13 protein-coding genes are annotated in these 14571 nt (G+C 62.2%); 8 read left to right on the forward strand and 5 right to left on the reverse strand.

The annotated features are described in order from the left end of the window. Positions 1-6: 6 nt before the first annotated feature. Positions 7-1635, forward strand: coding sequence for a 2-oxoglutarate dehydrogenase, E2 component, dihydrolipoamide succinyltransferase (gene sucB / locus EIH27_RS03520; RefSeq protein ID WP_124039572.1), 1629 nt, complete (start codon positions 7-9; stop codon positions 1633-1635). A gap of 66 nt (positions 1636-1701) precedes the next feature. Here the strand turns inward: sucB and EIH27_RS03525 are convergent, their stop codons facing one another. Next, positions 1702-2241, reverse strand: coding sequence for a hypothetical protein (locus EIH27_RS03525; protein ID WP_124039573.1), 540 nt, complete (start codon positions 2239-2241; stop codon positions 1702-1704). Positions 2242-2499: 258 nt separating this feature from the next. On the opposite strand from EIH27_RS03525, the gene EIH27_RS03530 reads away from it, so the two are divergent. Together EIH27_RS03530 and glnA are read left to right on the forward strand one after the other, a co-directional pair. Continuing rightward, on the forward strand, positions 2500-3195 hold the full coding sequence (locus EIH27_RS03530; protein ID WP_124039574.1) for a DUF4191 domain-containing protein: 696 nt from the start codon (positions 2500-2502) through the stop codon (positions 3193-3195). Between the two features lie 102 nt (positions 3196-3297). Continuing rightward, entirely contained in the window at positions 3298-4722 is a 1425-nt protein-coding gene (gene glnA, locus EIH27_RS03535; protein ID WP_124039575.1) for a type I glutamate--ammonia ligase, read from the forward strand. Between the two features lie 99 nt (positions 4723-4821). On the opposite strand, the gene EIH27_RS03540 is transcribed toward glnA, so the two are convergent. Continuing rightward, on the reverse strand, positions 4822-5976 hold the full coding sequence (locus tag EIH27_RS03540) for a DUF2207 family protein (protein ID WP_124039576.1): 1155 nt from the start codon (positions 5974-5976) through the stop codon (positions 4822-4824). A gap of 271 nt (positions 5977-6247) precedes the next feature. Here EIH27_RS03540 and EIH27_RS03545 point away from each other — a divergent pair, with 271 nt between their 5' ends. The 5 genes from EIH27_RS03545 to map all read left to right on the forward strand — a co-directional run bounded on the left by EIH27_RS03545 (position 6248) and on the right by map (position 11148). After that, positions 6248-7177, forward strand: a complete 930-nt coding sequence (locus EIH27_RS03545) for an aldo/keto reductase (RefSeq protein WP_241152951.1) — start codon at positions 6248-6250, stop codon at positions 7175-7177. 116 nt (positions 7178-7293) lie between these two features. Continuing rightward, positions 7294-7932 carry a DedA family protein gene (locus EIH27_RS03550; RefSeq protein ID WP_241152952.1) on the forward strand — a complete coding sequence of 213 codons (639 nt, stop codon included), beginning with the start codon at positions 7294-7296 and terminating at the stop codon, positions 7930-7932. A 202-nt stretch (positions 7933-8134) separates the two neighbouring features. Further along, the gene (locus tag EIH27_RS03555) at positions 8135-9301 is read left to right on the forward strand and encodes a nucleotide sugar dehydrogenase (protein ID WP_124039578.1); all 1167 of its coding nucleotides are present in this window, start codon (positions 8135-8137) and stop codon (positions 9299-9301) included. Between the two features lie 24 nt (positions 9302-9325). Beyond that, positions 9326-10153 carry a 3-methyl-2-oxobutanoate hydroxymethyltransferase gene (gene panB, locus EIH27_RS03560; RefSeq protein ID WP_124039579.1) on the forward strand — a complete coding sequence of 276 codons (828 nt, stop codon included), beginning with the start codon at positions 9326-9328 and terminating at the stop codon, positions 10151-10153. A gap of 89 nt (positions 10154-10242) precedes the next feature. After that, a complete protein-coding gene (gene map, locus EIH27_RS03565) occupies positions 10243-11148 on the forward strand; it encodes a type I methionyl aminopeptidase (protein ID WP_124039580.1) in 906 nt (301 codons plus the stop codon). A 59-nt stretch (positions 11149-11207) separates the two neighbouring features. Here map and uriT read toward each other — a convergent pair whose 3' ends face one another. The 3 genes from uriT to EIH27_RS03580 all read right to left on the reverse strand — a co-directional run bounded on the left by uriT (position 11208) and on the right by EIH27_RS03580 (position 14570). Continuing rightward, complete coding sequence (gene uriT / locus EIH27_RS03570; RefSeq protein WP_124039581.1) at positions 11208-12614, reverse strand: uridine transporter UriT; 1407 nt, start codon at positions 12612-12614, stop codon at positions 11208-11210. A 118-nt stretch (positions 12615-12732) separates the two neighbouring features. After that, positions 12733-13653: a carbohydrate kinase family protein gene (locus EIH27_RS03575; RefSeq protein ID WP_124039582.1), complete on the reverse strand. Its 921-nt coding sequence runs from the start codon at positions 13651-13653 to the stop codon at positions 12733-12735. Beyond that, positions 13653-14570: a pseudouridine-5'-phosphate glycosidase gene (locus EIH27_RS03580; RefSeq protein WP_124039583.1), complete on the reverse strand. Its 918-nt coding sequence runs from the start codon at positions 14568-14570 to the stop codon at positions 13653-13655. The genes EIH27_RS03575 and EIH27_RS03580 overlap by 1 nt, the downstream gene beginning before the upstream one ends. Position 14571: the final 1 nt, after the last annotated feature.

Below are 14571 nucleotides of genomic sequence, written 5' to 3' on the forward strand. Positions count from 1 at the left end.
ATCACAATGTCAGAACCTATTAAGCTGCCCTCACTGGGCGAATCTGTTGACAGCGCCACCGTCACCTCGTGGCTGAAGGAAGTTGGCGAGGAAGTAGCAGAAGGCGAACCGATTCTCGAGGTGTCCACGGACAAGGTGGATTCCGAGGTTCCCTCCCCCGTCGCCGGCATTCTGGAGAAGAAGGTTGTTGACGAGGATGACGAAGTAGAAACTGGCGCCATTCTTGGCTACATCGGTGATGGCTCCGGCGTGGAGGCGGGCGGAGCGGCAGAAGCCGCCCCCGCTGCTCCCGCACCCGCAGCTGCCCCGGCCCCGGCCGCTACTCCAGCTCCGGCCGCCGCACCTGCCGCTGGTGCTGCTACCGGCACCGAGGTCACGCTCCCGGCTCTGGGCGAGTCCGTGGACGAGGCCACCGTCACCTCCTGGCTCAAGGAGATTGGCGATTCCGTTGAGGTGGGCGAGCCCATCGTTGAGGTGTCCACGGACAAGGTGGATTCCGAGGTTCCCTCCCCCGTCGCCGGTACGCTCCTTGAAATTCGCGCGCAGGAAGACGAGGAGGTCGAGGTTGGCGCAGTGCTCGCCGTCATTGGTGATGCCGCCGCCGTCCCGGCTCCGGCCCCCGCTGCCGCTCCGGCACCGGCTCCCGCCGCGGCCCCGGCCGCACCGCAGGTTCAGGCCACCACTGCTGAACCCGATGCCTACATCACGCCGATCGTCCGCAAGCTCGGTAAGGAGCTGGGCGTGGATCTCAGCAAGGTGAAGGGCACCGGTGTTGGTGGCCGTATCCGCCGCCAGGATGTTGAGGCAGCCGCCAAGGCTGCCCCGGCTCCCGCCGCTGCGCCGGCCGCTCCGGCCCCCGCTGCTGCTCCGGCCCCGGCCAAGCCGGCCGCCAAGGCTGCCCCGGCCTCCGCTGAGGCCGATCAGCTGCGTGGCACCACGCAGAAGATGACCCGCCTGCGTCAGACCATCGCCAAGCGCATGGTCGAGTCTCTGCAGGTGTCCGCCCAGCTCACCACGGTGATTCGCGTGGACGTGACGAACATGGTCAATCTCCGCAACCGCGTCAAGGGCGAGTTCCAGTCCCGTGAGGGCACGAAGCTCACCTACCTGCCCTTCTTCGTGAAGGCAGCAATTGATGTGCTGAAGAACCACCCGAAGCTCAACGCCACCATCCATGACAAGGAAGTGGAGTACTTCGATCACGAGAACATCGGCATCGCGGTAGATACGCCGCGCGGCCTGTTCGTTCCGGTGGTGAAGAACGCGGGTGAGCTCAACATCGCGGGCCTGGCCAAGGAAATCAACACCTTGGCTGGCGCGGTACGAGAGAACACCATGAAGCCGGATCAGCTCTCCGGTGGCACGTTCACCATCACGAACACCGGTATCAACGGCGTTATGTTCGATACCCCGGTTATCAACCAGCCTGAGGTGGCCATCCTCGGCATCGGCGGCATTCTCCGGGAGCCGGCCGTGGTGAAGGACGCCAACGGCAACGAAACGATCGGTATCCGTTCCGTGGTGTACCCGGCGATCACCTATGATCACCGTCTCGTGGACGGCGCTGAAGCCGGCCGCTTCCTCAAGGAATACAAGCAGCGCCTTGAGGCCGCGGATTTCGAAGCTGACCTGTAAAGCGAAGCTTCGCTGAACCGCTGGTGGGGATCGGGCACGCGCCCGGTCCCCACTTTTTTAAACGCATTACTCGCACGGACTCACGTCCACCAGTTGGCCCGCATCCAGTTGCCACACGGCGCAGCGTGGCTGCGCCACCCCGAAGGCTCGCCCGTCGGCGTAACGTAACCGCCGCTGCCTGGTCCACACCTCCACCCGGCCGTCAGAATTCGCCTGCGCAGCCACTACCTCGGTATCAATGTCCACCACCGGCGCGTCCGTCAGCTCACTGGCGAACGCCTGCGCCCGTGCTCGCTCCGGCCCATCTGGCGCAGTGAGCGCAATAATCGCCGCGCCATCGCCCGCCATAATGGCCGCATCGCGGGCGGATACCAGTTCTGAGACAAGCTCCATCACCCCGTGCGTAGCGTCCGAATCCGGCGGGGCCGACGTCGTGGTGGGAGCAGCCTGCCTAGCGGCGGATGATTGCGACACCTCGGATGTGGATACGCCGGCGCCCCACGCGTTCGCCGGGCTCGGCATCCCGGTGGTGCCAGCGGGGCCCGCGGCCGGATGCGTCACCGTGGGCATCCCGAACCCCATCACGCAGCCGATTGCCAGCGCCACCGGTAGCGCCCACCACCTCCACGTTCTAGCCGCCGCACCTTGCTTGGCACCGCAGCGAGAGTCTTGAAAACGCGAGGACACACCCGGGCTACTGTGCCGGCCACGGTGGGGCGCGCGGCCCGGCAGGCTCTCGGCATGATGTGTTCGGCGTCGTTCCATAGGGCTATTTCACCCCGTGACCGCACTCTCACGCGCAGGTTATCCACAGGCTTCCAAGGTCCAGGTAGAATGGGCGGGTATTTCCAAGGAAGGGTGGCCATGGCCAAGCAAAAGCAGCAACAGAAGCGGCCCGGCTTCTTCGCGACGCTCCGTGACGCGTATAAGATTTCCCGCCGTACTTACCCCGCACTTGGCTGGTGGCTCGCCGGCGTAGGGGTGCTTGGCTTGGCAATCGGCGTGGTGGTGGGTGCCATCACGAAAGCGTGGGTGGCCTGGATTATTCTGGGCGTCCTCCTGGCACTCACATTCCCCATGCTGCTGCTCACGCGACTAGTCCGTAACGCCTCTTACGCGCAGCTTAAGGGCGTGCCCGGCGCCACCACAGCGGTGCTTGGGAATCTCCGCGGCGCCTGGATCACACAGGATGAGCCTGTGCGCGTGAATGCTCGCCATCAGGACATGGTGTTCCGCGCTATCGGGAAGCCGGGCGTGGTGCTTGTTGCTGAAGGCCCGAAGTCACGCACGGCGAAACTGGCGCGGGATGCAGAGCGCGATGTCCACCACGTGTCACGCGAAGTGCCTGTCACCATTCTTTTTGTCGGTGACGGCGAAGGCCAGGTACCGCTCAGCAAGCTTGAGCGTACGGTGAAGCGCCTCCCCAGCAAGATCAGCCGAGCCGAAGTGTCCGCCCTGGACATGCGGCTTCGGGCACTGGGCAATAACGCGCTCTCCATTCCAAAGGGAATCGATCCACTCAATACAAAGGTGTCTCGCCGCGCACTCCGCGGCAACTGACACTAGGCTCCGCGAAACTCGCGGAGTTTTTTGTTTCCGGAACCACGCAGCTTATCCATCGAGGTCCGCATATCATGAGGACCAACCAACAACAGGAGAAACATGTTCGCCAACGCCACCGAGGCAGTTGATTTCATCAAGAATGAAGATATCCAGCTCCTCGATATTCGATTTACTGATCTGCTGGGTTCCACGCAACATTTCACGGTATCCGCTGCCGGCCTCACGGCGGATGAGCTCTCCGCGGGCTACATGTTCGACGGGTCCTCCATCACCGGTTTCACGGAAATTCATAAATCGGACATGCGCCTCCTCCCCGATTTCTCCTCCTCCTTCGTGGATCCGTTCCGTTCCACGCCCACGCTGAACATGAACTTCGCCGTGGTTGATGGCGAGACAAATAAGGGATACGGCCGCGATCCCCGCATGGTTGCCAAGCGTGCGGAAGCCTACCTGCGCTCCACGGGTATTGCGGACACCGTCAGCTTCGGCGCTGAAGCAGAGTTCTATTTGTTCGACGACGTCCGCTACTCCACCACTACTAATGCGTCCAGTTTCCTGGTTGATTCGTCTGAGGGTGCCTGGAACTCCAATCGTGAGGAGGAGGGCGGTAACTCCGGATACAAAATTCCCGTGCGCGGCGGCTACTTCCCTGTTCCGCCTACAGACGCCTCCACGGAGGTTCGCGATTTCATGTGTGCCACGCTGGAGAAGGTAGGCCTCATTGTGGAGCGCGCCCACCATGAGGTTGGCACCGGCGGCCAGCAGGAGATCAACTACCGTTACGCCCCGTTGCTCACCGCCGCGGATGACATGATGAAGTTCAAGTATGTGGTACGTATGTGTGCGGATGAAGCCGGAATGACCGCCACATTCATGCCTAAGCCCCTGGCTGGTGACAACGGTTCCGGCATGCACTGCCATCAGTCACTGTGGAAGGATGGCCAGCCCATCTTCGCGGATCCCGCCGGTTACGCGGGTCTGTCCGAGGCGGCGCGTTTCTACATCGGTGGACTTATCAAGCATGCGCCCTCGCTGGCCGCGTTCACCAATCCCACCACAAACTCCTACCGGCGCCTGGTCCCGGGTTTTGAAGCTCCCGTTAACCTGGTGTACTCCTCCGGTAATCGCTCGGCATGCATTCGTATTCCGCGGGCCGGTGACGCGCCGGCCGCCAAGCGCGTGGAATACCGCGTCCCGGATCCCACCGCAAACCCCTACCTGGCCTTTTCGGCGCAGCTCATGGCCGGTCTGGACGGCATTCTCAACCGGATTGAGCCACCCGCACCGGTGGATAAGAACCTCTATTCTCTTCCCGCCGAGGAATTGGCACAGATCGGAAAAATGCCCGGTTCCCTGGAGGAGGCGCTTAACGCCCTCGCGGAGGATCACGCCTACCTCACGGCCGGGAATGTGTTCAGCGAGGATCTGATTTCCACGTGGATTCAGTTGAAGATGGACCGTGAGGTAACGCCGCTTCGTGCCCTTCCCCACCCCTACGAGTTCAACCTGTACTACAAGTACTAAAAACATCGGACCCCACGCGGACTGTTTCGATTTCAGTTTGAGAGCAGTCCGCGTGGGGTCTCGCGCACCGAAGACGGCGCTGGGCAGGCCGAGGCGTTCCTACCCCCTCTTCTTTCCCTCCCCAGCGGGGCGTTTCTTCCGTGGACTTGCGTCCAGATCGTCGGCCAGCGGATGGGAATGGAGCCGGCGCTCTATACCCATAAGCGCCTCGGTCAGGCCGGCCCAGGTGGTCCACTCATTCGATGTGGATACCATCCACGGCACCGCATCGGCCACCGTCATGTTTTCCACCACGGCTAACCGCTCCAGCGAATTCTCCCATTCTTTCATACAGTCCAGCGCACTAGCCCAGGAGGAATAGCCCGCAAAGCCGGCTAGCGTGGCGCCTTCGCTCCGTGGCGCTTCAATGAGGAATCGCCGGAAACCCGCCACTTGATCACACGCCACGATGCCGTCCGGTGTAAGCGAGGAATACCGGAGGACGGCGACGAGCCCCATGAGGGCCACCGCCGCCGATACACCAAACCAGAATCCGCCCAGCCCCGTGGCAATCAGCCAGATGAGCGCACCGAGTGCACCGAGCGCACCGACACCCGCAAGTACGGCACCAATGGTGCCCAGTGCTTCGCGCCGGCGCGAGTACCATCCGCGCGTGAGTACCTCCCGCTTCTCCGCCTCCGCCTGTGCCAGTGAGGCACGCAGCGAATAGCCCTGGACGCGTGCAAGCGGCTTGCCCTCCACCGGAAGTCCGGCCGATTCAAGTGCGCTTCGGTAGCTCACCGAATCCACGGGATTGGCCGCGGCGTAGGCGGCCGATTCTGCCCTGCCGCTCTCCAGTACCGCGAGAAGGCTGCGGGCATCCTCCGGGAGGTCATCTCCTTCGGATTCGCGGTCAAGGCGCACAATATAGACCCGCTGACCCGCCGTGGTGTGATCCGTCATGAATACAAAACCGATGTAGCCGCGCCGGGCCAACTCAAACAGCGTGGCGGTAGTGGATTCATCCCCCGCTGAGCCGCGGTAAAGAAACCCGCCCACACCCGGTGACATCTCTGGCGGGGCAGAGCGGAGCGGCGCCTCGTCTGTGCCAGCGCGACGCAGCGGATGCTTACCAATACGCGGAAATTCTCCGCGCGGCGTATCCGCATAGGCGCGGGACGCCCGCAGCGCCACCAGCATCACGGCCAGGGCGAACACCACCAGGGCCAATCCTGCTACAAACTCCGGCACGGTAATTCCCAGTGTCTGCACCACTCTGTTCACGCTACCTCCCGGCTGCTAGCCTACCGGCCGCGTGCGAGCCTACCGATCCCTCGCGGTATTTCTTGTCGGAGTTGTGCCCCGTCATTTCTTGCCGGAGTTGTGCCCCGCCGCAGGTCTCGACGCCTCTCACCTGCCGTCCGTCCATCATCACTGGCCCCACAATTTCCCTCCCTGCCCGGCTGCTCGCCGCCCGGCGTCGGCCGGACATACAAAACACCCGCTGCTACCACCCACATCCTCCGCTGTGGCGTAGCCTACAGGCGTGAAGATTCAGACTATGCCGAACGCGGGCATTGACGTATCCGCCGTCGCGCTCGGGCTCATGCGCATTAACGATAAATCTGACGCCGAGATCCGTAATCTCTACGCCGCCGCCCGTGAATCCGGAATTAATTTCTTTGATAACGCGGACATCTACGGCCCCACTCTGCACGCATGTGAGGCCCGTTTTGGCGGAGCGCTCAAGCTCTCCTCATCCGAACGCGAGCACATCATCATCCAGACGAAGGCGGGCATCGTCAAGGATCAGGGATACTACGACTTTTCCTATGACCACATCATGCAGGAGGTCAATGACTCCCTTGCCGCGCTGAGGACGGACTATATCGACATCCTGCTGCTGCATCGTCCGGATGCGCTGGCTGAACCGGAGGAGGTAGCGCGCGCATTTTCTGATCTTCAGGCCGGTGGCAAGGTGCGCTTCTTCGGCGTCTCCAACCACACGCCGCGGCAGATCGACCTGTTGAAAATGGCTGTACGGCAACCCATTGTGGCGAACCAAATGCAGCTTTCCATGACGCATTCGTTCCTGGTGGCTCAGGGCATTGCCGCAAATATGCGCGAGGATCAGGCTGTGGTGCGCGACGGCGGCGGCCTGGTGGACTACTGCCGGGTAGGTGGTATCACGCTCCAGGCGTGGTCACCCATGCAGAGCGGTGAGGGCGGGCTCGTGCTTGACCACGAGCGCTACCCCGAGCTCATGGAGGTAGTTGACCATCTTGCCACCAAGTACGGTGTCACCCCGGAGGCTATCGCCACGGCATGGATCACGCGGCATCCGGCAAACATTCAGGTGATTCTAGGAACCACCTCGCCCCAGCGCGTACGTGATTCCGCGGCGGGTGCGGATGTGGTGCTGACTCGTGCCGAGTGGTACGCGATCCTCCGGGCGGCAGGTTGGATCGTTCCCTAGTGCCCCACATCGCCGGGCCCACCGCGCTTATCCGATAGGATAGTGAGTCGCGCGGTTCGCTCATGCACCGCGTGCCGTGCCCGATCCTAGGAGAACCCATCATTCCCCTGACATCATTGCAATCATCCGCAGCCTCACTGGATGGCCTCACCGGCTGGGTCGTGACCGTTGTGGACACTATCGGCGAACTCGGTGTGGCACTCCTGATTGCCCTGGAGAACGTGTTCCCGCCCATCCCCTCGGAAGTCATTCTTCCGTTAGCCGGCTTTACGGCGGGACAGCCCGGTTCCGCCATGTCGTGGCTTTCCGCCGTAGGTGCGGCAACCGCCGGATCGCTCCTGGGCGCCTGGATCCTCTACGGGCTGGGCTACTGGTTTGGACGCGAACGCACTCGCAAGTTTCTTCTGTGGCTCCCGCTCACCAAGGCCTCGGACGTGGATAGGACCGAAGCGTGGTTCGATGCTCACGGCAAGTGGACCGTCTTTTTTGGCCGCATGATTCCTGTGTTTCGCTCGCTGATCTCGCTTCCGGCCGGCGTGGTGAAAATGAATGTCTGGGCTTTCACCCTGCTGACCACGGCGGGTTCGGCCATCTGGAACATCGTGCTCATTACGGCCGGCTACTATCTAGGGGCAAACTGGACTGTAGTCCGGGATTATGTGGGGTATGTGGCCTCTGGGGTGGTGGTTCTCCTCGTCGTGGCCATTATCTGGTGGATAATCCATCGCGTGCGGCAAAATCGCACGGCCGCGTAGCGTCCAGGGTCAGTATGATTGCGTGCCATACAGGATCCGTTCGACGCCGCCGGCGTGCCTTCACCACGGCTAGTAGACGGGCATCACCTGGGCGGCGTGGCCCGCGCCGCCTCGTCCCAGGCATTTCTCCCATAACGGGGGTAGATTTAGTTATCTGGATCCGTCACATCTATTCTGGATCTGTCACATTTATGGAGAATTCATGAAGATTACAGTCATCGGTCTTGGCTATGTGGGGCTCTCCAATGCCCTCCTACTTTCGTTCCACCACGATGTGTGGGGCCTTGATATCAGTGAGGAGCGGGTTGCTACGCTGCAGGCGGGAAAGAGCCCACTTGTGGACCGGGAGATCGAGGCTGCCATGGCCGATAGCTCGAAGAGCTTCCAGGTGACCATGGACTTTGCCGCGGCAATCGCGGACGCGTCCTACGTAATCATCGCTACCCCGACGAACTACGACGAGGTGCGTAACCAGTTCGACACGAGCGCTGTTGATTCCGTACTACAGCAGCTGGTGGATGCCGAGTACAAGGGCGCCGTCATTATCAAGTCCACCATTCCGATTGGTTTCACCGCGGATGCACGCAAGCGCTTCCCTGCGCTGAGCATTAGCTTCTCCCCCGAGTTCCTGCGCGAGGGCAAGGCACTCTACGACAACCAGCATCCGAGCCGCGTGGTGGTCTCCGACGAGGTTCCCGAGGGCCCGGCTTTCGCGAAAATCCTGGCGGGTGCGGCACTCGATGAGAACGTTTCAGTTCTTACCACCCCGTGCACGGAGTGCGAGGCCATCAAGCTATTCGCTAATACATACCTGGCTATGCGCGTGGCCTATTTCAATGAACTGGACAGCTTCGCAATGTCCAAGGGCCTGAGCACCAAGAAGATCGTCGAGGGCGTATCGCTCGATCCCCGTATCGGTAACCACTACAACAATCCGAGCTTCGGTTACGGCGGGTACTGCCTCCCGAAGGACAGCAAGGAACTCCTCGCCAACTTCGAGGGCGTACCGCAGGCCCTCATCAGCGCCATCGTTGAATCTAATGACATCCGTAAGCAGTTCATCACGGATTCCGTGATCGCCGAGCATCCCACCACGGTGGGTGTCTACCGGCTCGCGATGAAGTCCGGTTCTGATAATGCTCGTTCCTCGGCAATCCTGGATATTATCGGCCGGCTCACAAAGCAGGGCATTAACGTGATCGTTTACGATCAGGGTGTCAAGCGCGAGCTGCACAAGGATCTCACGTATGTTGATGATTTTGCGGCCTTCGCCCAGGATTCTGATCTTATCCTGGCCAACCGCATGGATTCGGAACTAAAGCCGTACGCCTCGAAGGTTCGCACGCGCGATCTTTTCGAACGCGACTAGTCCCTGACAAGAAAGCAGGACAGCATGACCGGCAGCAGCGAAACTCCGTCCCTACCGGGGCCCGAGCCCGTCCAGCGCGTACGTGTTCAACACCTACGTGAAATGATGAAGCGTGGCGAAAAGATCACGGCCCTGACGGCGTCGAGCACGGATACCGCACGGATCTTTGATGCTGCCGGCGTGGACCTGCTCTATGTGAGCGAAACTCTCGCCGCCTCCCAGCTGGGGTACTCCACGGTCCTGTCCCTTAACCTCAACCACATGGTGGAGGCCACTTCTGCCGTCACCCGCGGCACCACGCGTGCTTTCATTGTGGCGGATCTTCCGTTTGGTTCCTACGAGTCCTCCCCCACGCAGGCCATCGCCAGCGCGGTGCAGCTGGTGCGCGCGGGAGCCGACGCCGTGGCCGTGAGTGCTGCCACGCCTACGATCCGCGCCATCACACAGGCGGGCATGAACGTTATGGCACGCATTGGATATGTGCCGCAGCACGACGCCGTACTGGGCGGGCCGCGCGTGGTGGGGCGCCGGGAGCGTGAGGCCGAAGCCCTCGTTGATATGGCCGGGGAAGCCGAGGAGGCGGGTGTCTTCGCGGTACTTCTCGACATGGTGCCGGCCAAGCTGGCGGGTAAAATCACGGAGATCCTGCACGTCCCCACCATTGGGCTGGGTGCCGGTCCGCACACCGACGGCCAGGTACTGGAGTGGACGGACGTAGCCGGTATATCCCAGCAGCACCCCGGTTACGCACGCGCTTTCGGCGACGTGACCGGCGCCCTTCGCGCCGCCGTGGATTCCTACCGCAGCGCCGTCACGGAGGAACGCTTCCCGGGGCCGGAACAGTCTGCGTAATACGCGTCACTACCCCGCTACGCGGCGCCACCGACGTCGCCTGCCATCCCGTCACTACCTCGACCGGTTCAGGCTCCTAGACTGGTCGTATGACTGAACTAGCAAGCCGGGCCCCGCTGGGGCACACCATTCAGGGCCGTATTTCGCCCAGGTTGAACGTGCCAAACTCTATTGAGCGGCCAGAGTACATGTTCCATGACGGCCCGGAGCGTATCACGGCATCCGATGTGAAGGATGAGGAGACCATCGAGCGTATCCGCGAGGCCGGTACCATTGCCGCGGATGCCATGTATGAGGCCGCCAAGGCAATCAAGCCGGGCGTCACCACGGACACGCTGGACAGAATCGCCCACGAGTACATGGTGGATAACGGCGCCTACCCCTCCACGCTCGGATACATGGGCTACCCGAAGTCCATCTGCACGTCAGTGAATGAGGTGATCTGCCATGGCATCCCTGACGACCGCCCACTTGAAGAAGGCGACATCATTAACCTGGATGTCACCGCCTACAAGAATGGCGTGCATGGCGATACGTCGGCAATGTTCACCGTCGGCGAGGTGGATGAGGAGTCCCGCCTGCTCATTGAGCGCACCGCCCAGGCCACGCTACGCGGTATCCGCGCCGCCAAGGTGGGCCGGGAAATCAATGTTATTGGCCGCGTTATCGAGGTGTACGCGAAGCGCTTCCAGTATGGGGATGTGCATGATTTCACCGGGCACGGCGTGGGCGAAGCATTCCACTCCGGCCTCATCGTGCCGCACTATGACGCCGCGCCGCTGTACAACACGGTGATTGAACCGGGCATGGTGTTCACCGTGGAGCCCATGCTCACCCTTGGCACCATCGATTACGATATTTGGGATAACGATTGGACCGCATCCACCAAGGACAAGGGCCGCACCGCCCAGTGGGAGCACACCATTGTGGTCCGTGAGGATGGTTTCGAGCTACTTACGCTGCCCTCTGACCCGTCGGTCGGTTTGCGCCCCTAGTATTTATGGCACGAAAAGGTGGTGGGCTGGCGGTTGCCGGCCCACCACCTTGCGCGGTTCTACTTCTCTACCTCATCCGGATGAGGAATAAGGAAAGAGGCAGCGAAGGCAAGCGCCATGATAATGGCACCCACAAGCACCGCCCAGCGGTAGCCCGCTACGGGTCCCGAGGCTGCCTGCAGCGCCTGCTGAATGGCAAAGATAATCGCGAAGGAGAGTCCGGCGCCCAGGTTGAACGCACCGGAGTTCATGCCGGGCAGATAGCCCTGGTTATCCCTCGGCGAGAGCACCACGCCCAGTCCGTTCAACATGATGTTGCAGGTGCCCGCATAGGTGAGTCCCAGGAAGATGGAGAACACCAGCAGGAACGCCGGAGCCGGGTGGTGCAGGAAGATTGCAAACACCACCAGTCCCATAACGGAGAGCACCAACCCGCCACGCAGCACCTTGCGGAAACCCCAGCGTGCGGCCAGTTGCCCCGCCACCGGCCCCATGAGCAGGCCGGCAATCGCGTACGGAGAAAGCGTCCACCAGGACACGATGCCGGCGGACATGCCGGCGCCCGCCTCCGGGTCCTGCGCCAGGTTTGGCAGGATGCCGTTCATGACGGCGAATACGCCCGTCATGGTGAGAAGCGTGGTGAGCAGAAGGGCCCAGGTGCGGCGCTGCTTCATGTAGTGCGTAGTCACCAACGGTGCATGCGCATTCGTTTCGATACGCCAGAACACCACGAAGGCCACGGCGGCGAGCACGATGAGCCCCGCAACGAGACCCCAGTTAGCCCCGCCGAGCTTGCCCATTTCATTGAACGCGAAGTAGAGGCCACCGAGCACCACGAGCAGGGCAGGGACACCCGGCCAGTCCATCTTCTGCGACTCAGAGGAGCGGGATTCCACTGTGCCGAGAGCGACGCCGATGACCGCGAGCACGGCCACGCCCGCCATGGTCCAGAAGACGGAGCGGAATCCGTATGTTTCTGCCAGCCAGCCGCCCAGTAGTGCGTCCAGGCCGGCAATGCCGCCGTTTACGGCCGTGAGGATGGACATGAGCTTGGCGTAGTGAGCGTTATCCGTCACCTGCTGGTGAAGCATGATGAGTGCCAGCGGCACGATCGGACCCGAGGTACCCTGGATGATTCGGCCGATACCCAGCACCGTCACGTTAGTGGCCAGCGCGGATACCACGCATCCCACACCGGTGGCGATGAGCATACCGAGCATGATCTTTTTCCGGCCGGCCAGATCACCCCAGCGTGGCAGGAACAATGAGAACAATGCCGCGGCGGCGAAGAATCCCGTCTGGGTCACACCGATTTCCGCCTGGGTGGCATTAAGCTGCTGCCCCATCACGGTCAGGGCCGGCGCTAGCATGCTGGCATTGAGCTGGAATGCAAAAATGGCGGCCATGAGCGCCGTCATCAGCGCCCCGATGGATACGGTGCGGCCGCGCACGTCATTGTGCGACATTTCAATATCCCTTCTTTATCTCACGCGCCGGTTGGCGCGCCTGCGGCGTCCGGTGCCGGACACCGCTCCTGCGCAGAGTACACGCGGTGGGCCGTCAGTATCCACCTGACGGCCCCTCCTACTTCTCCTCCGCTCCGGACGGGCTGGCCGAGGCATCGGCGTCGTCCGGCTCCGTAGCACCGGGGCTGCGAAGAACGCGCTGTGCTACGGTGTGGGCATCCTCCACCGCTTGGCGCAGATCGTGGTGGCTAAGCCACGAGGAGAGGAAGCCCGCATTAAAGGCGTCCCCCGCGCCCGTCATATCGCGCACCTCGTCCACCGGCGGCACCGGCACCTCAAACATCAGTTCGGCGCCGCGGAATACCCGGGTGGGATTCTTCCCTGCCCGCGCCAGCAGCACGGTGGTGGGGTCCAGTTCCTTGAGGAATGGGCCGGGGCCATCCGGGCCGGTGAGCTCCAGCATGGCCGTTTCATCCTCGTTGGCCGTAATGAAATCCGGGTCCATGTCCCGCATAATGGCACGGAACTTGTCCAGCCCGTACAGATCAATCATGCCCGTGGAAGAAACGTCGAAAGAGAGCTGACCGCCATTGGCCTTCACTCGTTTGGCAGCGTCCAGCACGCTGGAGGCCGTTGGTTCCGACTGAAGCGAATACCCCGTTATGTGGAGCAATTCCACGTCTTCCAGCAGCTCCGGCTCTACGGGTTCCAGCAACGCCGAGGCGCCACGTGATGGGAACATCATGCGCTCCCCATCCTCATTGATGAGCACCACAATCATGCCCGTGGTGCCGTGCTGCTCCATGTGCACGTCCACGCCGTGGCTTTCGAGCTCCTTCGTAACCACAAAGCCGCCCAGGTCCTCCCCCACGCAACCGATGAAACGCGTGGGGTAGCGCGGACCAGCAAAAGCGGCCACATTAGCGGCGGAGCCGCCCCGGTTCATGGTGATAGCGGACTTTGTATCCGTCGCCGGACGAAGAGGCTCCTCCAGCCACACCACGATGTCCTGAACTACATCGCCAATGACCCCGAGCATCACTCGGCTCCAGCTAGGAGTGCCTTTGCAACGGCGGTGGCCAGGCGAACGTTGTTGCGGTAAAGCGCCACGTTCGCGTCCAGGGAAGCATCCTTCGTCTCCTGGCGGATGTACTCGAGGAGGAAGGGCGTGACGGCCTGGCCCTCAATGCCCTGCTCATCCAGCGCATCCCACGCCTTCTGCACAACGCCGTGGAGAAGATCCGGATCCAGCTGCTCATCCTTCGGCACCGGGTTGCCCACCAGAAGCGCCGAGGGCAGGCCCAGGCCGCGCTGCGCCGTGAAGGCGGTGGCAATCTCCTCCGGGGAATCGAGCCGGACCGGCACCTTGAAGCCGGAATCCTGAACGTAGAAGCCCGGGTAGTTATCCGTCTGGTAGCCCACCACCGGGATCGAGAGCGATTCAAAGCGCTCGAGCGTGGCGTGAATATCCAGCACCGCCTTGGCGCCGGAGCTGATCATGACGATGGGGTTGTTGGCCAGGGCGTAGAGATCCGCGGATTCGTCAAAGTTGGTGGAGGCGCCGTGGTGCACGCCGCCGAGCCCACCCGTGGCGAACACGGAGATGCCAGCGCGAACGGCCAGCAGGGACGTAGCGGCGATGGTGGTGCCGTAGTTGCGCTTGGTGACCGCGGCGATGGGAAGCTCGCGAACGGACGCCTTCCCCACCGTGTCATCGTTAGCGAGTTCTTCGATCTCAGTAGCCGTGAGGCCCACCGTGGGGACGCCGTGGAACACGCCGATGGTAGCGGGCACCGCGCCGGCGTCGCGAATAATCTTCTCTGCCTCGGTGGCCACGTCCACGTTGCGCGGGCGGGGCAGACCGTGCGTGATAATGGTGGATTCGAGAGCCACCACCGGCTTACCGGCCTTGACGGCTTCGGAAACCTCGGGAGCAACCTTCATGAAGCTGGACATG

Source organism: Neoactinobaculum massilliense, assembly GCF_900604955.1.
GTDB classification, from domain to species: Bacteria; Actinomycetota; Actinomycetes; order Actinomycetales; family Actinomycetaceae; genus Neoactinobaculum; species Neoactinobaculum massilliense.